Annotated in this window: 21 protein-coding genes; 18 read left to right on the top strand and 3 right to left on the bottom strand. The window is 54.8% G+C overall.

Annotated elements, in window-relative coordinates; genetic code table 11:
- Window positions 1-167: 167 nt before the first annotated feature.
- Window positions 168-1,607, top strand: a complete 1,440-nt coding sequence (locus NYE26_RS19730; RefSeq protein WP_339249487.1) for a dihydrolipoamide acetyltransferase family protein — start codon at window positions 168-170, stop codon at window positions 1,605-1,607.
- A gap of 60 nt (window positions 1,608-1,667) precedes the next feature.
- Window positions 1,668-2,399: a lipoyl(octanoyl) transferase LipB gene (gene lipB / locus NYE26_RS19725; RefSeq protein WP_339257544.1), complete on the top strand. Its 732-nt coding sequence runs from the start codon at window positions 1,668-1,670 to the stop codon at window positions 2,397-2,399.
- On the opposite strand, the gene prli42 is transcribed toward lipB, so the two are convergent.
- Window positions 2,396-2,497, bottom strand: a complete 102-nt coding sequence (gene prli42, locus NYE26_RS19720) for a stressosome-associated protein Prli42 (protein WP_143803916.1) — start codon at window positions 2,495-2,497, stop codon at window positions 2,396-2,398. The two genes, lipB and prli42, sit on opposite strands and share 4 nt — an antisense overlap.
- A 99-nt stretch (window positions 2,498-2,596) precedes the next feature.
- On the opposite strand from prli42, the gene NYE26_RS19715 reads away from it, so the two are divergent.
- Complete coding sequence (locus tag NYE26_RS19715; protein WP_339249485.1) at window positions 2,597-3,724, top strand: M20/M25/M40 family metallo-hydrolase; 1,128 nt, start codon at window positions 2,597-2,599, stop codon at window positions 3,722-3,724.
- 166 nt (window positions 3,725-3,890) lie between these two features.
- On the opposite strand, the gene NYE26_RS19710 is transcribed toward NYE26_RS19715, so the two are convergent.
- Window positions 3,891-4,064, bottom strand: a complete 174-nt coding sequence (locus NYE26_RS19710; RefSeq protein WP_209871109.1) for a hypothetical protein — start codon at window positions 4,062-4,064, stop codon at window positions 3,891-3,893.
- A gap of 77 nt (window positions 4,065-4,141) precedes the next feature.
- On the opposite strand from NYE26_RS19710, the gene NYE26_RS19705 reads away from it, so the two are divergent.
- The 13 genes from NYE26_RS19705 to NYE26_RS19645 all read left to right on the top strand — a co-directional run bounded on the left by NYE26_RS19705 (window position 4,142) and on the right by NYE26_RS19645 (window position 17,489).
- Window positions 4,142-4,714 carry an NUDIX hydrolase gene (locus tag NYE26_RS19705; protein ID WP_209871107.1) on the top strand — a complete coding sequence of 191 codons (573 nt, stop codon included), beginning with the start codon at window positions 4,142-4,144 and terminating at the stop codon, window positions 4,712-4,714.
- On the top strand, window positions 4,705-5,898 hold the full coding sequence (locus NYE26_RS19700) for an endonuclease Q family protein (RefSeq protein WP_339249480.1): 1,194 nt from the start codon (window positions 4,705-4,707) through the stop codon (window positions 5,896-5,898). The genes NYE26_RS19705 and NYE26_RS19700 overlap by 10 nt, the downstream gene beginning before the upstream one ends.
- Window positions 5,899-5,965: 67 nt before the next feature.
- Window positions 5,966-6,601, top strand: coding sequence for a stage II sporulation protein M (gene spoIIM, locus NYE26_RS19695; protein ID WP_339249478.1), 636 nt, complete (start codon window positions 5,966-5,968; stop codon window positions 6,599-6,601).
- A 150-nt stretch (window positions 6,602-6,751) separates the two neighbouring features.
- On the top strand, window positions 6,752-7,219 hold the full coding sequence (locus NYE26_RS19690; protein ID WP_036732017.1) for a Fur family transcriptional regulator: 468 nt from the start codon (window positions 6,752-6,754) through the stop codon (window positions 7,217-7,219).
- Between the two features lie 508 nt (window positions 7,220-7,727).
- Window positions 7,728-8,024 carry a transposase gene (locus tag NYE26_RS19685; protein WP_339223802.1) on the top strand — a complete coding sequence of 99 codons (297 nt, stop codon included), beginning with the start codon at window positions 7,728-7,730 and terminating at the stop codon, window positions 8,022-8,024.
- Complete coding sequence (locus tag NYE26_RS19680) at window positions 7,910-8,893, top strand: IS3 family transposase (protein WP_339257364.1); 984 nt, start codon at window positions 7,910-7,912, stop codon at window positions 8,891-8,893. The genes NYE26_RS19685 and NYE26_RS19680 overlap by 115 nt, the downstream gene beginning before the upstream one ends.
- A 529-nt stretch (window positions 8,894-9,422) precedes the next feature.
- Window positions 9,423-9,656 (top strand): DUF4227 family protein, encoded by a 234-nt coding sequence (locus NYE26_RS19675; protein WP_076086452.1) that lies wholly within the window; start codon window positions 9,423-9,425, stop codon window positions 9,654-9,656.
- Between the two features lie 140 nt (window positions 9,657-9,796).
- Entirely contained in the window at window positions 9,797-10,690 is an 894-nt protein-coding gene (xerD, locus tag NYE26_RS19670) for a site-specific tyrosine recombinase XerD (protein WP_036732025.1), read from the top strand.
- Between the two features lie 198 nt (window positions 10,691-10,888).
- On the top strand, window positions 10,889-12,067 hold the full coding sequence (gene deoB / locus NYE26_RS19665; protein WP_339249475.1) for a phosphopentomutase: 1,179 nt from the start codon (window positions 10,889-10,891) through the stop codon (window positions 12,065-12,067).
- A 49-nt stretch (window positions 12,068-12,116) separates the two neighbouring features.
- Window positions 12,117-12,941 (top strand): purine-nucleoside phosphorylase, encoded by an 825-nt coding sequence (locus tag NYE26_RS19660; RefSeq protein WP_036732029.1) that lies wholly within the window; start codon window positions 12,117-12,119, stop codon window positions 12,939-12,941.
- Window positions 12,942-12,998: 57 nt separating this feature from the next.
- On the top strand, window positions 12,999-13,862 hold the full coding sequence (locus tag NYE26_RS19655) for a purine-nucleoside phosphorylase (protein ID WP_036732031.1): 864 nt from the start codon (window positions 12,999-13,001) through the stop codon (window positions 13,860-13,862).
- A complete protein-coding gene (locus NYE26_RS19650) occupies window positions 13,862-15,193 on the top strand; it encodes a pyrimidine-nucleoside phosphorylase (protein WP_339249472.1) in 1,332 nt (443 codons plus the stop codon). Before NYE26_RS19655 ends, NYE26_RS19650 begins: the two co-directional genes overlap by 1 nt.
- Window positions 15,194-15,515: 322 nt before the next feature.
- A complete protein-coding gene (locus NYE26_RS19645; RefSeq protein ID WP_339249470.1) occupies window positions 15,516-17,489 on the top strand; it encodes a collagen-like triple helix repeat-containing protein in 1,974 nt (657 codons plus the stop codon).
- Window positions 17,490-17,608: 119 nt separating this feature from the next.
- Here NYE26_RS19645 and NYE26_RS19640 read toward each other — a convergent pair whose 3' ends face one another.
- Window positions 17,609-18,658: a serine hydrolase gene (locus NYE26_RS19640; RefSeq protein ID WP_339249468.1), complete on the bottom strand. Its 1,050-nt coding sequence runs from the start codon at window positions 18,656-18,658 to the stop codon at window positions 17,609-17,611.
- A 245-nt stretch (window positions 18,659-18,903) separates the two neighbouring features.
- Here NYE26_RS19640 and NYE26_RS19635 point away from each other — a divergent pair, with 245 nt between their 5' ends.
- Both NYE26_RS19635 and NYE26_RS19630 read left to right on the top strand, forming a co-directional pair.
- The gene (locus tag NYE26_RS19635; protein ID WP_036732037.1) at window positions 18,904-19,854 is read left to right on the top strand and encodes a DUF1177 domain-containing protein; all 951 of its coding nucleotides are present in this window, start codon (window positions 18,904-18,906) and stop codon (window positions 19,852-19,854) included.
- A 102-nt stretch (window positions 19,855-19,956) separates the two neighbouring features.
- A complete protein-coding gene (locus NYE26_RS19630) occupies window positions 19,957-20,625 on the top strand; it encodes an AroM family protein (protein ID WP_339249466.1) in 669 nt (222 codons plus the stop codon).
- Window positions 20,626-20,635 lie beyond the last annotated feature (10 nt).

The following is a 20,635-nucleotide window of genomic DNA, read 5'->3' as shown; positions in this document are numbered from 1 at the left end:
GAATGTTGTATTAAGTGCAGGATTTCATGGCTGGCTTCCGATGCCAGTTTTGTACGAAGTAAATTTAAGAAGTCCACGCTTACAAAACTAAGCCTATGCTTCCGAAGCAGTTTTGTACGAAGCAAATTCAAGAAGTCCATGCTTACAAAACATTAAGGAGTGACATTATGTCTGACAATACAACGCTGACGGATGTAATTATGCCGCAGCTGGCTGAATCGCTGGTGTCAGCGACTATCGGGAAGTGGCTGAAGCAGCCGGGTGATTCGATAGAGCAATATGAGCCGATCTGCGAGCTGATCACGGATAAGGTGAACGCGGAGCTGCCTGCAACGGTAGACGGCACCATGGCCGAGCTGCTGGCCGAAGAGGGCCAGACGGTCAGTGTCGGCGAGATCATCGCCCGCATCGCAGTGGCTGGCTCCGCTGCGCCAGCCGCTGCGGCCCCGTCACCGGCAGCTTCCGGTGACGCCCCTGCACCTGCCGCTGCCCCGGCTGCGGCATCCGGCAACGCCCCGCAGGCGGCCCACGCCGCCGCGCGGCCGCCCGTGCCCGCTGCGGCTTATGACGCCGCAGCTCCAATGCGGGCCCGTTACTCTCCGGCTGTGCAGACGCTGGCCGCCGAGCACGGCATCAACCTGGCGGCCGTGCCGGGCACCGGCCTGGGCGGACGTATCACACGCAAGGATGTGCTCACGTTCCTGGAGAACGGCGCCTCCGTTCAGCCGCCGGCACCCGCAGCAGCCCCTGCCGCTGCGCCTGTACCTGACGCAGCCCCTGCACCCGCTGCGCTGCAGCCTGTGTTCCAGCCGGTACATGATGAGCATCAGCAGGTCCGTAACTCCGGCCTGCACCTCAGCGAATCACCGAAGATTCCGACGATTGAGATCGAAGGCGGACGGGGCAGCAGCTCGGAATATCTGATCGATGTTACGCCGATCCGTAATACAATCGCTACAAGAATGCGCCAGAGCGTCTCGGAGATCCCGCATGCCTGGACGATGATCGAGGTCGATGTGACCAATATGGTGGTGCTGCGCAACAAGCTTAAGGATGAGTTCAAGCGCAAAGAGGGCATTAACCTGACCTATCTCGCTTTTCTGATGAAGGCTGTGGTCAGTGCGATTAAGGATTACCCGATCATGAACTCCGTCTGGGCCGTTGACAAAATCATCGTCAAACGCGACATCAACATCTCACTGGCCGTAGGCACAGAGGATTCCGTCATGACGCCGGTCATCAAAAAAGCCGATCAGAAGAATGTCGCCGGGCTGGCCCGCGAGATCGACGAACTGGCACTCAAGACACGGGAGGGCAAGCTGCGCCTGGACGATATGCAGGGCGGCACGTTCACGGTGAACAACACCGGCTCGTTCGGTTCGATTCTGTCTTACCCGATTATCAACTATCCGCAGGCAGCAATTCTGACTTTTGAATCCATTGTCAAAAAGCCTGTCGTCATCAATGATATGATTGCCGTACGTTCGATGGCGAATATCTGTCTGTCGCTGGATCACCGGATTCTGGACGGAGTCATCAGCGGACGGTTCCTGCAGCGCGTGAAGGATAATGTGGAAGGCTACACCCCGGAGACGAAGCTCTACTAAGTAAGGCGGTTGCGGACTCCTGGGACAGGGAGAATGAGAAGCAAAGGGGAACTTATGATGATGGAGAACCTGAACCTAAGCAAACTTACAGTTACCATTCTTCCGGTGATGGAGTACGGGGCGGCCTGGGAGCTGCAAAAGGAAGCGGTGCATGCGATTGACGCGGGCACTGCTTCCGAGCAGCTGATTCTTTTGCAGCATCCGCCCACATATACCATCGGTTCGCAGAATCATCCGGAGCATCTGCTCCTCAGCGGGGAACAGCTCAGGCAGCAGGGAATTGCACTGTTTGAGATTGACCGCGGGGGAGATATTACATATCATGGGCCCGGCCAGCTGGTCGGGTACCCGCTTTTGAAGCTGGGCGAGAATGGCAAGGTTGATCTGCACGGCTATCTGCGCAAGCTGGAGTCGGTGATTATAGCGTATCTGGAGGCCTATGGAATTACGGGAACCCGCAAGCAGGGGTATACCGGGGTGTGGGTCGGGGATGAGAAAATCTGTGCAATTGGCGTAAAGTTCAACAAGTGTAAATTCCGCCGTGGGTTTGTCACCAGTCATGGCTTCGCCTTCAACGTATCGGCCGGGATCGGGCAAAGCGGCTTCACAGGCATTATCCCTTGCGGTATTGCAGAATACGGAGTGACCTCGCTTGAGGAATGCACAGGGCGCGCTTTTGACATCGGGACGGTTGCTGAAGAGCTGGTGCCTTACTTCCTGGAGCAGTTTCCGTATAGCCAAACAGCGCCCGGGGAACCCGGACGCTGTTACTTAAGTGCTAAGCGTGATTAACCGGCCAAAAACGGCTCGATGACGAACAGCACCGTAGAGGCGATCATAGCGAACAGCATGATGTAGATGATAATGCGAAACCATTTTTGTCGTTGCATGAGTGACTCCTTTGAGATTAGTTTAAGTTATGAGCATAAGCCCACAATTGAACGCAGTACAACCATTGTAACGTATCTGAGAAAGAGAGGGAAGTCCATATGATATCAGAAGACCGATTGATCCATGAGTTCATGGAGCTTGTCCAGATTGACAGTGAGACCCGGAATGAACGGCAAATTGCCGATGTGCTTAAGGAGAAGTTCAGCAGCCTGGGGCTGACTGCGGTGGAGGACGATTCGCAGGAGAGAACGGGGCACGGAGCCGGCAACCTGTTCGTGACCTGGCCTGCGGACAGCGGAGTGAGCGCGCCGAAGCTGCTGTTCACGTGCCATATGGATACCGTAGTGCCCGGCCAGAAGATCAAGCCTGCCCTGGGGGAAGACGGCTGGATTCGAAGTGATGGCAGTACCATTCTTGGAGCGGATGACAAAGCGGGACTGGCTGCCCTGTTCGAAGCAATCCGGGTCATTCAGGAGCAGAAGCTGCCGCACGGCCAGATTCAGTTCGTCATTACGGCAGGCGAAGAGTCGGGGCTGATGGGCGCACGCGCCATGGACCCGGCGCATCTGGATGCAGATATGGGCTTCGCGCTGGATTCCAACGGAGAAGTGGGAGCCATCGCGATTGCAGCACCGGCCCAGGCGAAGGTAACGATGCAGATCTTCGGCAAATCCGCCCATGCAGGCGTGAACCCGGAGGATGGTATCAGCGCCATTCAGGTAGCGAGCAAAGCGATCTCGGCTATGAAGCTTGGACGGATCGACAACGAGACGACAGCGAATATCGGCAAGTTCGCCGGCGGCGGACCGACGAATGTGGTCTGCGATCATGTGCAGCTGGATGCGGAGGCCCGCAGTATTGTGCAGGAGAAGGTAGAGAAGCAGATTGCCTCTATGCGTGAGGCGCTGGAGACTACCGCACGCGACCACGGTGCGCAGAGTGAATTCCGCAGCGAGATTATCTATCCGGCGTTCAGCTTTAATGGGAATGATCCGGTTGTTCAATTGGCTGACCGGGCGATCACGTCGCTCGGCCTGACTACCCGCCTATTCGCTTCCGGCGGTGGCAGTGATGCCAACGTGTTCAACGGCCTGAACGTTCCGGTTGTGAATCTGGCGGTTGGCTACGAGGATATCCACACCACGAAGGAGCGGATCAAGGCCGCAGACATCGTCAAGGTGGCCAGCCTGGTTGTAGCCATTGTGGCCGAGAGCCAGAAGGGCTAAGCCAAATAAGAGGCTGTGCTGGGACTGACCAGGGCAAGGCTTTTGCTGAGGCGGTCTGCTGCCGCTTAAGAATAAAATTAAAGGAGCTGCTTCCGGGATGATCCGGGAGACAGCTCCTTCTTATACCCTGGAATATCATAGACGCTGCCGGAAGAACGAAGCGGCATTATCCAGCCTTGGAAGCTTTGATCCGCGAATCTGCCTGGAGCAGCAGGATGTAAGCCAGGGGCATATCGCGCCCGTATTGCTTCATCCACCCGGCCATTACGGCCATAATCTGTTCCGGTTTACCTACCATTGTAACTGCGGATGAGCTTGCTTGGACAAGGATGTTATTCATGCCTGCATTCCTTCTTTCTTCTTAAGTTTGCTATAATACACCCTATGCATAACGATGCCAAAGGAGACCACAAATCTATGAAAAAAGATGAAATAAACCGCAACCCCGCATTGGATGAAGAAACATTGTCAACGAAGCCGATTTTTGCAGGCCACATTATTTCGCTTCAGGTGGATACCGTGAGGCTTCCTGACGGCAACACCGCAACCCGTGAGGTCGTGAAGCACCCTGGAGCTGTAGCCGTGCTGGCCCTGAATCAGGGTAAAATGCTTGTCGTAGAGCAGTACCGTCAGCCGATGCACCGTACCGAGGTGGAGATTCCGGCAGGGAAGCTGGATCAGGGAGAAGATCCGCTGGCGGCTGCGGGCCGTGAGCTTCAGGAGGAGACCGGCTTTCATAGCGGGGGACTGAAGCTGCTGAAGTCGTTCTACACCTCGCCCGGCTTCGCCGACGAGATCATTCACCTCTATGTGACCGAGGATGCCCAGCCGGGCGAGATGGCACTGGATGAGGATGAGTTCCTGGAGGTCTCTGAGCTGACGCTGGAGGAAGCCTACCAGTACATTGCGGACGGACGTATTGCCGATGCCAAGACGATGATGGCGGTCTATGCCTGGCATCTTTACACGCTGACAGGCCAATGGCACTAGCGGAGGAGCTCAGCAGCGTCTACTGCGATCTGCATGTGCATATCGGACGGACTTCGGAGGGCCAGGCGGTCAAAATCAGCGGCAGCCGTGATCTGACCTTCGCCGGGATTGCCAGGGAAGCGGCGGAGCGCAAGGGGATTGGCCTGATCGGCATTATCGACAGCCACTCACCGGGCGTGCTGCGTGATATTCATACCGCGCTGGATTCCGGTGAAATGACGATAGTCGCAGGCGGCGGAATTGCGTACCGGGGGACAACGATCCTGCTGGGAACCGAGATTGAGATCCGTGAGCCCGGGCGGCGGGAGTGCCATGTCCTGGCCTTCATGCCGGACCTTGGAACGATGGAGGATTTCAGCACCTGGATGAGCGCCCATATGCGTAATGTGAATCTCAGCTCACAGCGCCTGTACGCCCCTTCCAGGGTGCTTCAGGACGAGATTACAGGGCGGGGTGGGCTGTTGATTCCAGCCCATATTTTCACGCCTCATAAGGGGCTCTATGGCTGCGCGGCCGAGCGGATGGCTGAGTTATTCGATCTGGACCGCATCGCGGCGGTGGAGCTTGGTCTCAGTGCGGATTCAGAGATGGCAGGGTATATCTCGGAGCTTGACCGTTACAGCTTCCTGACCAATTCCGATGCCCACTCCCTCGGCAAAATCGGCCGCGAGTACAATGTCATCGAGATGCGGGAGCCCTCCTTCGAGGAGCTGAAGCTGGCGCTCCGGCGCTCGGAAGGACGCAGGGTCAGCGCCAACTTCGGGCTGAATCCCCGGCTGGGCAAATATCACCGGACCTACTGCGGCGGCTGCGGCAGCATCATCGATGAAGCCTACAGCACCTCGGAGCGCTGCCCGTATTGCGGCAGTCCGAAGCTGGTCCAGGGTGTGCTGGACCGCATTCTGCACATTGCCGACCGTCCGCTGCCGCAGGTTCCGGAATATCGGCCTGCGTACCATTACCAGGTGCCGCTGGAGTTCATTCCCGGCCTCGGCAAGCGTAAGCTGAACCAGCTGCTGGAGGCTTTTGGCACAGAGATGAACATTCTGCACCGGGCTGCAGAAGCCGAGCTTGCCGTTGTAGCGGGAGCGGAGCTGGCCGGGCTGATCGTGCTGGCCCGTACAGGACAGCTCGTTCTCTCCTCGGGTGGCGGAGGCACCTACGGCAAGGTGCTCAAGAACTAAGGACAAGTCATAGATCAGGACATTCCCTCATATGGTGTAACATGTGACTGGAAAGGGGAATGTCAGGGTGCGCAGTCTAAAGCTGATGGTGAAGGAACAGACGCCTCTTTATATTTTTGTCGCGGTATTATTTCTGGTCGGGGTGGTCTTCGGTGCGCTTATCGTCACTGCGCTTACGCTGGATCAGCAGCAGGAGCTGGGCGATTACTTAAGCAATTTCTTCGTGACGGTCGATCAGCAGGGACTGCCTGCCGCGCAGGATTCATACTGGAGCATCGCCGCTTTTCATCTGAAGTGGGTCGGCCTGATCTGGGTGCTCGGCTTGTCCGTGATCGGACTTCCGGGCATTCTGATTCTGGATTTTCTCAAAGGCGTGCTGATCGGCTTCACCGTCGGCACTCTCGTCAGCCAATATTCCTGGCACGGTATGCTGTTCGCCCTGGTCTCCGTCGCTCCGCATAATCTGGTGCTGATTCCGGTGCTGCTGGTATGCAGCGCGGCGGCCCTCGGTTTCTCCCTGCTAATGATCCGCAGCCGGGTACTGGGACAGCAGCGCCGCACGCAGGTGACTCATCCGTTCATGATGTATACGCTGCTCTCGCTGGGGATGGCACTGCTGGTGATGGGAATCTCTGGCTTCGAGGCTTGGGTGACACCGGTGATGATGCGCTGGGTGACGCCGCTTCTGGTGTCGGCCGGGTGAGGAAGAATTTTCAAATATGGAGGATCTGTGAATGTGCGGGCCAGCCCGATCGAGATGCTAAAACCGTTTGACTTCTCAAAGGAAATCCCCCTATAATGGAAGAAGTGGCTTGAAGCCCGGTGTGGTAATTTTCCAAGGGGGAGGCAGACAATGGAAGCCCGAATAGACAAGATTAAGCAACAACTACAATCCCAAGGATACAAGCTTACACCTCAACGGGAAGCGACCTTAAGAGTTCTCCTGGAGAACGAGGATGATCATTTAAGTGCGGAAGATGTATTTATGCTTGTAAAAGAAAAGGCGCCCGAGATCGGTCTTGCCACCGTGTATCGTACCCTGGAACTGCTTAGCGAGCTTCATGTCGTGGAGAAAATCAATTTCGGAGACGGTGTGGCCCGCTATGATCTGCGTACGGATACGGCGAAGCATCATCACCATCACTTGATTTGTGTGCAGTGCGGAAGTATGGATGAGATTCGTGAGGATTGGCTCGGACCGCTGGAAGAGCGGCTGGAGCAGGAATACAACTTCACGGTGGTTGATCATAGACTTGATTTTCACGGAATATGCCACCGCTGCAAGGATAAGAACCCGGCAGAGGACAATACTCCAGAATAAGCGTATATAGAATGTGGACTTAAGAATGCTTCATTGCGGATTTCCTAAGTTCATCTTCAATTGAGGAATGACCGCGCAAGCTCTCCCCCGGCTGAATGGCTGGAGGGGAGCTTTTTAATTGCCGGGAGAGCAAGGATAGTGGGCTGTAGCGGGGGGACGAAAGGGATAAATCCCTTTGAATTGGCCGGAAGTTGGCTGGACGGGTAGTTGATGGAGAGTAATGAAGAGCACAAGTGCCCCTGAATTGAGCAGATGCGGGCTAAATGAGCGAATGAAGAGCACAAGTGCCCCTGAATTGAGCAGATGCGGGCTAAGTGAGCGAATGAAGAGCACAAGTGCCCCTGAATTGAGCAGATGCGGGCTAAGTGAGCGAATGAAGAGCACAAGTGCCCCTGAATTGAGCGGATACGAGCTATATGAGCGAATGAAGAGCACAAGTGCTGTTAGTGTTAACCGTGGACACCCGTTAAGAGAATAGAGATAATAAGCTTAACGAGGAGGTGTCCCCATGAGTGGAACACGGAGAAGCTACAATGAAGAATACAAAAGACAGACCGTAAAGTACATCCAGGAGCAGACGAAAACGGTGGCGGAACTGGCCCTGGAACTGGATGTCCCCGCCAAAACGTTGCATAAATGGCTAGGACAGTACCGGCAGTTTGAGAATGAGCCCATCGTGACTCCAGACAAATACAGAGAGCTGGAACGTCAACTGAAGGAGCGGGAGCAACAACTCGCAGAGCTGACAGAGGAGATGGCAATCCTAAAAAAAGCCGTGCACATCTTCAGCAATCCAAAGAACTGAGATTTCAGTTTATTGAAGATCATCGCTCCGAGTTCCGCGTGGAGAAGATGTGCAATGTCTTTCAGGTGTCCCGGAGCGGGTACTACAAATGGAGAACAGCAAAGCCCAGCCCTCAAGCCAGCCGCAAAACCTTGTTGCTGAAGCGGATTGCCTATCATTTTCATGACTCTAAGGGTCGCTATGGCAGCCCCAAAATCAAGGTTCTCCTAGAGCGTGAAGGGCACCAGGTCAGTGAACGCACGGTAGGCAAGTACATGAAAGAACTGGGTCTGCGCTCTTGTGTCGCAAAGAGATTTCGCGTATGCACCACCGACTCCAACCATCCGTTACCCATTGCCCCCAACCTGTTAAACCAGCAATTTCACACGGAAAAGCCGAACCAGACGTGGGTGGCGGATATCACCTACATTCCCTGCCGGGAAGGACGAATGTACTTGGCGAGTGTGCTGGACCTGTGTACCCGGGAGATTGTCGGCTGGCGGCTTAGCGACCGGATGACCACTGACCTCGTACAAGGCGCTCTGGACGCTGCCTACAAGGCCAAACGCCCCGGGAAGGGCTTAATTCACCATTCGGATCGAGGCTCCCAGTACGCCTCGGAAGACTACCGGGAACGCCTAAAGACGTACCAGATGACGGCAAGCATGAGCCGCAAAGGGAACTGTTATGATAACGCCTGTATCGAATCTTTTCACAGCCTCTTAAAAAAAGAGTTGGTGTACTGGAATCGATTTAAAACGAAGCAACAGGCGTATGATGCCATTTTCCAGTACATTGAATTTTTCTACAACCGCAAACGAATCCATGGGGCGCTCGGTTACGTTTCTCCGGTTCAGTTTGCAGCCACATTTAAGCGAACAACGATGTAGTTGCTGTCTACTTTCTTGACAGGAGTCCAAAGTGCCCCTGAATTGAGCGGATACGAGCTATATGAGCGAATGAAGAGCACAAGTGCCCCTGAATTCAGCGGATGCGAGCTATATGAGCGAATGAGGAGCACAAGTGCCCCTGAATTGAGCAGATGCGGGCTAAGTGAGCGAATGAAGAGCACAAGTGCCCCTGAATTGAGCAGATGCGGGCTAAGTGAGCGAATGAAGAGCACAAGTGCCCCTGAATTGAGCGGATGCGGGCTATATGAAGCGAATGAGGTGTATAAGTGCGCCTCATTAAACCCCGTTAACCCGGATGCCGCCAGCCAGCGGGTAGATTAAGTAACCTAAGGCGAATTTGTTCCCCGACATACATAACATGGCCCTCCGGCGCATAAAGTGAAGGACGAGTTCTGCCCGCATTCTTTCTACTCTCCGCACTTGCGTGCGCTTACCCAAGCGCAGCAGAAGGTGAGCATATGCAGGATGCAGACGCAGACGCTGATTTCATTTTGAGGAGGCTGCCAAGATGATTATTTCTCTGCCCCGCACGGTGCGCCGGCTGTATTTCATGACGATGCTTGTGGCGGTAAGCTGTGTGCTGTATTATGTTTTGAGCTGGGTCAGCGCATGGATCAGTCCGGCCCGCAATGTTGAGATTCCGGAAGGCACCGCCGTCCGGGCGTTTCAGGATGTGCAGTACGGTGAACAGGGGATAAGTGCGGGGGATCGCCTACGCCTTTTTTACTGGTACGGGGAGTAACGGGACGGATTGCAGGATTAAGGGAGAAGTATGTCGAATCAATCTATAGCATGTCATGGAACAACGCTGTTCCGGCTGCTGGATCTCAACCCGCTGCGAAGCCGCATGAAGCAGCCTGAGTCTGACAGGAGCGTGAATTGATGAAGTCATACTTACAGCCGTTTATGCAGTATTTGTCCGGGGACAAAGGATTGTCTCCTAGTACGCTGGAATCCTATGGACGGGATATTTCGCAGTTTCTGGAGTTTACGGAAGAGCGGGGCCTGGACGCGGCCGAAGAGATTAGAAGAACGCATATTATGCTCTATTTGGGTGCCCTGCGCGGAGCAGGGAAGGCAGCAGCCACGGTGAACCGGAATACGGTATCGCTGCGCGCCTATTTTCATTTTTTGCTGAAGGAACGGCTGATTGTCCAAGATCCTACGCTGGATATGGAAGCCATGAAGCCGAGTCACAAGCCGCCGATCATTCTCAGCATTGAGGAGATTGAGCGTCTGCTGGCGGCTCCGGATGAAGCTGCTCCCCAGGGGATGCGCGATAAGGCAATGCTGGAGCTGCTGTATGCGACGGGTATCCGTGTGACGGAGCTGATCTCGCTGAATGTGGAGGATGTGAACACATCCTTGCGGTTCGCACGCTGCAGCGGTGCCTCCGGCAAGGAGCGTGTGGTCCCGATCGGCGTGATTGCGGCTGATTGCGTAGCCCGTTATACCTCAGGGATGCGGGACAAGCTGCTGCGTGCGAGCCGGGAGGAGCCTGCGCTGTTCCTGAATAGTCTGGGCGGACGGCTGACCCGTCAGGGCTTTTGGAAAATCATCAAAAAATACGCGCGTGAAGCTCAGATTGAGCAGGACATCACACCGCATACTCTGCGCCACTCCTTCGCTGCGCATCTGCTGGAAGGCGGGGCGGACCTGCGCTCTGTGCAGCAGATGCTGGGCCATTCCGATAGTTCGACCACTCAGATATACAGCGGAATTGCCCGCAAGAATATGAAGGAGGTCTACGAGAATCATCATCCCCGGGCGAAATAGCCGGCTGTACAGGGATGAGGGACCTTAGGGATACGGGCGGGCTGATCGGATTGGGCCGAAAAGATGCTTTTTGTGAGTAAGAAAGTTATGATGGAATCATACTGAAGAAATCGCTCCCGGGAGAGTGTCTCCCGGAGTTTCTTCATGCTTAGAGCAGACGACAAGATTAGGCAAACTATAAAAGGAGTGAAGACGGCAATGTCCTCATTTAAACGCATCGGATTTATTGTTCTGGACAGTGTAGGTATCGGTGAAGCGCCGGATGCCGCTAATTTCGGAGATACAGGCTCCCATACGCTGGGCCATATTCTGGAACGGGTTCCGGGTCTTAAGCTTCCGAATCTGCAGCAGCTCGGGCTGGCGAATATCGCACCGCTGCCACCGCTTGAACCGGTACCCGCCCCTACAGGCTACTACGGCAAAATGCAGGAGGTATCTGTAGGCAAGGACACGATGACCGGCCACTGGGAGCTGATGGGGCTGAAGATCGAGGTTCCTTTTAACACCTACTTTGACGGCTTCCCTGCGGAGCTGATCGAGAAATTCGAAGCGGCTACCGGACGCAAGGTCATCGGCAACAAGCCGGCCTCCGGCACGGAGATTCTTGTGGAATACGGCGAGGAACAGATGAAGACGGGGGCATGGATTGTCTATACCTCGGCGGACAGCGTGTTCCAGCTTGCGGCACATGAAGATATTATTCCTCTGGAGGAGCTGTACAGCGCCTGTAAAATTGCCCGTGAACTGACGATGGCTCCCGAGTTCTCCGTAGGCCGTGTGATTGCCCGCCCTTATGTCGGCGAGCCGGGGAATTTTGTGCGTACACCGAACCGCCATGACTATGCGGTGAAGCCGCCGGAGCCTACGGTGATGAACGCGCTGGAGGATATCGGCAAGGATGTGATTGCTGTCGGCAAGATTAATGATATTTTTACAGGTGAAGGGGTAACTGCAACCTATCCGACCAAAAGCAATGAACATGGCATCCAGATCACCATTGACGAGCTGCGCAAGCCGTTCGACGGATTCCTGTTCACCAATCTGGTGGACTTCGATTCCCTCTACGGCCACCGCCGTGATCCGGAAGGCTACGGCCGTGCGCTGGAGGTATTCGATCAGGCGCTGCCTGAGCTGCTCGCTACGCTTGGTGAGGATGATCTGCTGATCATCTCCGCAGACCATGGCAATGACCCCATCCATGCCGGAACAGATCACACGCGCGAGTATGTGCCACTCCTGGTCTACAGCCCAAGATTCAAGACACCCGGCAGCCTCGGCATCCGCCAGACCTTCTCGGATGTGGCCGCGACAATCGCCGATAACTTCGGGGCGAAGGCTCCGCAGTACGGGACAAGCTTTTTGTCTGAATTACAGTAATCACACTACAGCTTGAACTGGATTTTTGAAAAAAGAAGGAGTGTAACCCATGACCACTATAACCTCAAGCAAAATTCAAGAAGCCGCCGTATATATCAAAGATAAATGCACCGTCGCCCCCGAAATCGGTCTGATTCTGGGCTCCGGCCTAGGCATTCTGGCCGATCTGATCACAGATGAAGTCGTTATTCCTTATCATGAGATTCCTCATTTTCCGGTGTCCACGGTAGAAGGACATGAAGGCGAGCTGCTGATCGGCATGATCGAAGGCCGCCGCGTAGTCATGATGAAGGGCCGCTTCCACATGTATGAAGGCTACGGCCCTGAGGTTACAGCCTTCCCGGTACGGGTAATGAAGGAGCTGGGCGTAACCAGCCTGCTGGTCACCAACGCTGCCGGTGGCGTCAACACGGAATACACACCGGGTGATCTCATGCTGATCACGGATCATCTGAATCTTACAGGCCGCAATCCGCTGAGCGGACCGAATGACAATGCGCTGGGCGTACGGTTCCCGGATATGTCCTCGGCTTACAGCCCGCGTCTGATTGCAGCTGCCAAGGAAGCTGCCGCCGCACTGAATTTTGAGTTCAAGGAAGGCGTATATGCGGGTCTGCTCGGACCGAACTATGAGACGCCTGCTGAGATCGTGATGCTGCGCCGCCAGGGAGCAGATGCCGTAGGCATGTCCACCGTATCCGAGACGATCGTTGCCCGCCATGCCGGGATTGAAGTGCTGGGCATTTCCTGCATCACCAACATGGCAGCCGGTATTCTTCCACAGCCGCTGAATCATGCAGAGGTGATGGAGACCGCTGAGCGTGTGCGCGAGCAGTTCCTGAAGCTTGTGCTTGCTTTTATTCCCAAAATGTAGGTACTGCTTCACATACGCGTTATTCTATACACAATTCATATCCGGGAGGATCAACCTATGACAACACCAACAACAGTCCCATACGGCACTCAGGTTCAGGAAGCGGCTGCTTATATTCAATCCAAATTCGGCGGTTATACACCGTCTATCGGCCTTATTCTGGGTTCAGGTCTTGGCGACCTGGGCGATCAGATCGAAGATGCAGTCTACCTGCCTTATGAAGAAATTCCGCATTTCCCCCATTCAACGGTAGAAGGCCATGCCGGACGGTTCGTGATCGGTAAGCTGGAAGGCAAGGATGTTATGATCATGCAGGGCCGTTTTCACTACTATGAAGGTTATGAGATGCGCAAGGTAGTTCTTCCGGTCTATGTAATGGCTAAGCTGGGCATCGGCACCCTTGTCATTACCAACGCTGGCGGCGGGATGAACAGAGCGTTCAAGGCAGGCGACCTGATGCTGATTACCGACCACCTCAATATGACCGGCGACAACCCGCTGATCGGACCGAATGATCCGGAGCTGGGCGTAAGATTCCCTGATATGTCCAGTGCTTATGACCCTGAATATATCCAGCTTGCGAAAAAGCTTGCAGGCGGAGTTACAGGTGTGGACGGTGAAGCGCTTGTCCTGCAGGAAGGCGTATATGCCGGCATCAGCGGCCCTACTTATGAGACCCCGGCTGAGCTGAAAATGCTGGCCTATCTCGGCGGCGATGCCGTGGGCATGTCCACCGTGCCAGAGGTTATCGTGGCCAGTCACAGCAAGCTGCGTGTGCTCGGCATTACCTGTATCACCGATATGGCGATTGGCGATGAGCTGGAGCCGCTCACCCATGAGCAGGTGGTAAAAGTGGCGAACCTGACCAAGCCAAAATTCATCGGACTGGTGCGCTCCTTCGTCCGTGAGGTACAGATCTAATGCGTGCTGTTGATCTTATTCAGAAGAAAAGAGACGGCGGTGAGCTTAGCCGCGAAGAAATAGCATTTCTGATTCAAGGCTACAGCAAAGGGGAAATCCCGGATTATCAAATTTCCGCCTGGGCGATGGCTGTGTATTTCCGCGGAATGAACGCCCGCGAGACCGGCGACCTGACCCTGGAGATGGCAATGTCCGGCGACCAGGTGGACCTTAGCCCGATTGCGGGCATCAAGGTGGACAAGCATTCTACCGGAGGCGTGGGCGACAAGACGACAGTTGTGCTGGCACCGCTGGTCGCAGCGGCCGGAGTTCCGGTAGCCAAAATGTCCGGGCGCGGCCTCGGCCACACCGGAGGCACGCTGGACAAGCTGGAGTCGATTACGGGATTCTCGGTGGAGATGGACCGGGAACGGTTCTTCGCCCAGGTGGGCGAGATTGGCGCGGCGGTGATCGGCCAGTCCGGCAACATTACGCCGGCGGATAAGAAGCTGTATGCCCTGCGTGATGTGACAGCCACGGTGGAATCGATCCCGCTGATTGCCAGCTCCGTCATGAGCAAGAAGATCGCCGCAGGCGCGGACGCCATCGTGCTGGATGTGAAGACCGGCAGCGGCGCATTCATGAAGACGCTGGAGGATTCCATCGCGCTTGCCCAGGCGATGGTGGATATCGGTACTCACCTTGGCCGCAACACGGTTGCGGTCATCAGCGATATGGACCAGCCGCTGGGCTTCGGCATCGGCAATGCCCTGGAGATCAAGGAGGGCATCGAGACCTTGAACGGCCACGGGCCGAAGGATCTGCAGGAGGTCTGCCTGATCCTGGGCAGCCAGATGCTCGTACTCGGCGGCAAGGCCAAGGATGAAGAAGAAGCACGCTCCATGCTGCTGTCCCATATCAAGGACGGCAGTGCGCTGGATAAGTTCAAGCAGATGGTGTCGGCCCAGGGCGGCGATGCCTCACAGATTGATTCTCCTGACACCTTGCCAGCTGCCCGCAGATTCATCGAAGTGAAGGCTGCGACCGCTGGCTATGTGGAGAGCATCCAGGCTGAAGAGATCGGTGTGGCTGCGATGCTGCTCGGTGCAGGACGCGAGACGAAGGAGTCCGTGATCGATCTGGCGGTCGGCATTCAGCTCTCGCTGAAGGTCGGCGACGCGGTGGCCGCAGGCGATACGCTGGCAGTGCTGCATGTGAACGATGCCAGCGAGAGCAAGGTGCAGGAGGCCGAAGCCAAAGTGCTGGAGGCGTACCGCATCTCCGCCCAGCCGGTTCCGCCGCAGCCGCTGGTTTTTGCGCTGGTGACCAAGGATGGGGTAACGCGTTACTAGCCGGACCGGAGTACACTTTGGAATCTACGTTTATACAAACAAGCCGTACGAATCAGCAGATTGCTGGCGTACGGCTTGTTTTTTTGAAGCGATCCTGCTTACCCCTTCGTCTGTTCCCTACATACATAGTAACTCCTTTATACATAGCCTGAACCCTGGTACGAATTGAACTAAAAATCTGGTTACTAGGGTCAACGGCATACGCAGTTGGAATTAGCATGAATAGGATAGACTACATACTATTTTATTACCGGATTCATATAGAAGGAGCCGATAGGTTCTGGATGAATGTGTAGTTCAATCTAGATAAGGAGGGCGGGTAATGGCGGTATGGAATACAGGGCCTATTGAGAATAACGCTGTTAACGGCTCTAGACCAACGGTATCAACGACTATAATCATCGTCAATGAAAGTACAACTCAAACCGCAGTTGTCTTAACACAGGGATACAATCTCAGTGGGACCAGAGCATTATTTATCTTGAGTCAGGATGAGATTCTGCCGAATACGGTGTTTTCAAAGAATTATTATAGTAATCTTAATTCCTTTGAGTTTGTATTTACAATCACTGGCGGAGCTGTAGAAAATACAGATATATCCGTATGGGGAAAAGGAAGCTCAGGACAGCTAACTACGCCTCATCGGCTAGTCTCAGCAGAATTATTAGGTTATTCTGGAGCCGTTGGTGTGACTGGAGTAACGGGCGTGACAGGTGTAACTGGAGCCACAGGGGCGACTGGCGTAACGGGCGTGACAGGTGCCACGGGAGTGAGTGGTGTAACAGGAGTGACGGGGCCGACAGGCGTTACGGGAGGAACGGGAGTTACCGGGGCGACAGGAATTACGGGGGCGACGGGAGAGACCGGAACCACAGGTATAACGGGAGTGACAGGAGTAACCGGAGTAACAGGTTCCACAGGCGCAACGGGAGTCACCGGAGCTACAGGAGCTACCGGAGCGACAGGTGTAACAGGAACAACAGGAATCACAGGAGCAACCGGAATTACGGGAACAACTGGTGTAACGGGAGCCACAGGAGCGACTGGAGCTACGGGAACTACGGGAGCAACCGGGACCACAGGTGTAACGGGAGTGACAGGAATTACGGGGGTGACGGGAGAGACCGGAACCACAGGTATAACGGGAGTGACAGGAGTAACCGGAGCTACAGGCGCAACGGGAGCCACCGGGGCAACTGGAGTTACGGGAGGAACGGGAATCACCGGGGCGACAGGAATTACGGGGGTGACGGGAGAGACCGGAACCACAGGTATAACGGGAGTGACAGGAGTAACCGGAGTAACAGGAGCTACAGGCGCAACGGGAGTCACTGGAGCTACAGGAGCTACAGGAGCTACCGGAGCGACAGGTGTAACAGGAACAACGGGAATCACCGGGGCAACGGGAGTAACGGGAGCGACTGGAGTTACGGGAGGAACGGGAATCACCGGGGCAACGGGAATTACGGGAACAACTGGTGTTACAGGAGCAACGGGCGAGACTGGAACCACAGGTGTAACGGGAGCCACAGGAGCGACTGGAGTAACCGGAGCTACAGGCGCAACGGGAGTCACTGGAGCAACCGGAGTAACAGGAGCGACTGGAATTACGGGGGCAACGGGAGCAACGGGAGTCACCGGGGCAACGGGAGTAACGGGAGTAACAGGAGCTACAGGAGTCACTGGAGCTACAGGAGCTACCGGAGCGACAGGTGTAACAGGAACAACAGGAACAACAGGAACAACAGGAATCACAGGAATCACAGGAGCAACCGGAGCAACTGGAGCTACAGGAGCAACTGGAGCTACAGGAGCAACCGGTGTAACAGGAGCAACTGGTGTAACGGGAACAACAGGAGTCACAGGGACAACAGGTGCTACCGGAGCTACAGGTACACCTACTCTGGCATTCGCCAACACTACAGGCTCAATAGCGGTCTATCCGCCATTGAATACAGAGGTTGTTGCCGTTACGGTGAGTCAGACTGAAGTGATCTCTCAGCAGCTGAAAATAGATTACGCTATATCATTGGAAGCTGTTACTGCGGCCAACTGGTCAATTGTTGCTCAGCTACGAATCTACCGCGACACTACGTTGATCTCTACCAGAACACTTAACCGCAGCGGAAATACAGCTGGTAATCAACGGTTTCCAATTGCGGATACCTATGTAGACGTAGCTCCTGCAACAGCTTCTGTAACCTATCAAGTGCGTGCAATTGTAACCACCGATACCAATGTTACCTCAGTAACAGCTATCAATCGAAATCTCAATATTATTACTTTCACTCCCTAATCCCGCTCCACCCAGCAGATTAAAAGTAAAATAGCCTTAGCCCAGAAACTGAGCTAAGGCTATAAATGCATCTGAGGACAATTGAATCATACTCCGTAACTGCTAAACGGAACATACCGCTACCCCACCGGCAGATAGCCCTCCACGGCAGACATCATCATATAAGCTCCGTTGCTGTTGTTGCAGAGAGCAGTAATGGTTACCCCGCGTTCGGGATAGTATGCGGAGTGGAAGCTGATCCCGGGATCGTAGCCCATGATGTGGTACTTCAGCACCTTCTCGCTGGGGCCGACTTGTATCCACACGCCATAACCGTAATAGCTGTCCTTTCGCTCATAAATATGCGGTGTCAGCAGCAGAGCCGTGATCTCTGCCTGTAACAGCTTGTGTTCAAGCAAGCCGCTCCACAGCTTATGCATATCCGCCGCCGTAACAAATGCCCCTCCGTCCCCGCCTCCGACCACCGGAATGGAGTAGATGTTGCTGGTCTTTTTCCCATTGCTGTTGTCGATGTATCCCTGAGCGGTGTGGGCCGGAAGCGCATCAAGCGCGAAGTAACCGGAATCCTTCATCCCGCAAGGCAGAAAAATATACTGTTCTACATATTCCGTGAACGGTTGCCCGCTGACGGCTTCTACGAGCATAGCAAGCATGATATATCCTGCATTGTTATAGTGAAAACGCCCGCCTGGGACGAATTTCATAGGAAGTCCGGCGAACAGCGGGAGGAAATCTCCAGGCCGCCTCAGCGTGTACATCGGGGTCTCCTTCCACAGTGCCGCGAAATCCTCCATCTCTTCTTCATCGAAGTAATCCGGTATGCCCGAGCTGTGAGTCAATAGCTGATGCACGGTGATCGCTGGATCGAACAATGGGAATTCCTGCTTCGGCAGGATGTCCAGTATTTTGGCGTCAAAAGAAAACAAACCCTGCTCTGCGAGCTGGCAGACCGCAATGGCGGTAAATAGTTTGCTGCCGGAAGCAATGGCGAAGCGGGTGTGGGCCTGGTTGAGCCGTACGTCCCCGATATTAGCTATCCCAAAAGCTGCGGCTGCAAGGACATGCTCCCGTTCCGTCACTTGTACGACCCCTGAGAACCCCGTCCGCCGGGCCTCTTCACTGATAATCTGGACCAGCTTGTCCTTATTAATCTGATGTGCAGGCTTCATCCTATGAAGCACCTCCTGTCTGAAAATAAGCACCATTACCCTGTTATATTTCGCTGCTTGGGAGAATTAACCTTTATTCATTAGCGGTAAGCCGTAAGAGTGTACTCTGCGCGTAAGGTTTATCTGCAAAGGACAAGAAATGCTGTTCCAGTTTGGCAGGGCGGTACATTGTGGACATTTTGCGAGATGAGATAGTATAAATGCAAACATGACAAACATGAGCATGCATCCGGGGAGGAATTAGAATGGCACTTCATCAAACGATTACAGTCTTGAACGCACTGGACAGCGCTTATGTTAACGGTAAGCAGGTCAAGCAGTTATTCGCAGAATATCCTGCGGTTAAGGTTGAGATTCAGAAGGTGGAAGGGGAGAAGGGCAGCACAGAATTCGTCAAAATCACGATCCCGGGCAGCGAAGGCAAGCTTGGCGGCGGATCTGCACCAACGTTCGGCATTGTCGGCAGACTAGGGGGGATCGGGGCGCGCCCCAGCCGGATTGGCCTGGTCTCTGATGCAGACGGTGCGGTAGCGGCGATTGCTTCTGCGCTGAAGCTGGCAGACATGCAGACCAAAGGGGATGTGCTGCTGGGAGATGTGCTGGTGACCACCCATATTTGCCCGGATGCGCCGACCCTGCCGCACGAGCCGGTGGATTTCATGGATTCCCCTGTTGATATTCTGCAGATGAATGAGCATGAAGTGCTGCCGGAGATGGAAGCGGTTCTTTCGATTGATACGACCAAAGGCAACCGTGTGGTTAACCACAAAGGGATCGCCATCTCACCTACTGTCAAAGAAGGCTATATTCTGCGGGTCAGCGAAGATTTGCTGCGGATCAAGGAGATGACGACAGGACAGTATCCGGTTACTTTTCCGGTGACGACTCAGGATATTACCCCTTACGGCAACGGGCTGTACCATATCAATTCCATTCTTCAGCCTGCGGTAGCTACCTCTGCTCCGGTGGTGGGTCTCGCGATTACTGCCCAGTCTATGGTTCCGGGCTGCGGTACTGGTGCCAGTCATGAGGTGGATATTGCTCAGGCGGTGCGTTTTGCTATCGAGACGGCCAAGGAAGTAACGCAGGGGACATGTTCCTTCTACAACGAGGCGGAGTTTGCCAAAATTACTGAGTTGTACGGCTCCATGAGCGTACTGCAGACGCTTGGTAAACCGGCAGTCACTTCTCACTAACAGGATAACAGATGTACGATTACAGTCAGGCGCTGAGCTTCTTTCAGCGCCTGCTCTATTAGCACAGCTTGGCTGTAACCCATAGCGTCTGGAGGGACAAGAATGAAGAATATCGGGCTGATTACGATTGGGCAAGCACCCAGGCAGGATGTCGCGCCCATCATTGAGAAATATCTGGAAGGCAAGGCGGGACTAGTTCAGTCCGGGGTGCTGGACGGGTTCACGGCTGAACAGGTTAAGGAGTATTACAGTCCAGCCCCGGGGGAGTATGTGCTGACCACCCGCATGGCGGACGGGTCCGCTGCGGTAATCTCGCGGGAGCGGATACAGTCCGTTCTCCAAGGGAAGATTGATGCTATGGAAGCCGCTGGGATTCGGACGATCCTGCTGGCGTGTACGGGAGTTTTTCCGGGACTGCATACGTCTGCTGCCCATCTGATTGAGCCGGACCGGATCATTCCTCCAGTCGTGCAGGCGATGCTGGACGGGCGCCGTCTGGGACTGATTGGCCCTCTGCCGGAGCAGGAGGACGCAATGATTGAGAAATTCGCAGGCGCCGGAGCCCGGCTGCCGTTCGCTGCGGCTTCACCTTATACGGGTACGGAAGCGGATTTTCGCGCCGCAGCAGAGCGTCTGAGCGGTCATGCGGATGTGTTAGTGCTTGACTGTATGGGATATGTGGAGCAGCATAGACAGTGGGCGGCCTCCGCAGGAGTGCCCGCCGTGCTGTCCAATGCCCTGATGGGCAAGCTGGTAGCAGAAATGGTGTAATTCGGGAGGA

Origin of the sequence: Paenibacillus sp. FSL P2-0136 (genome assembly GCF_037975325.1) — a bacterium.
GTDB classification, from domain to species: Bacteria; Bacillota; Bacilli; order Paenibacillales; family Paenibacillaceae; genus Paenibacillus_AQ; species Paenibacillus_AQ silagei.
The sequence above is the reverse complement of the archived record's forward strand: the minus strand, read 5'-3'. Positions and strand labels throughout refer to the sequence as shown.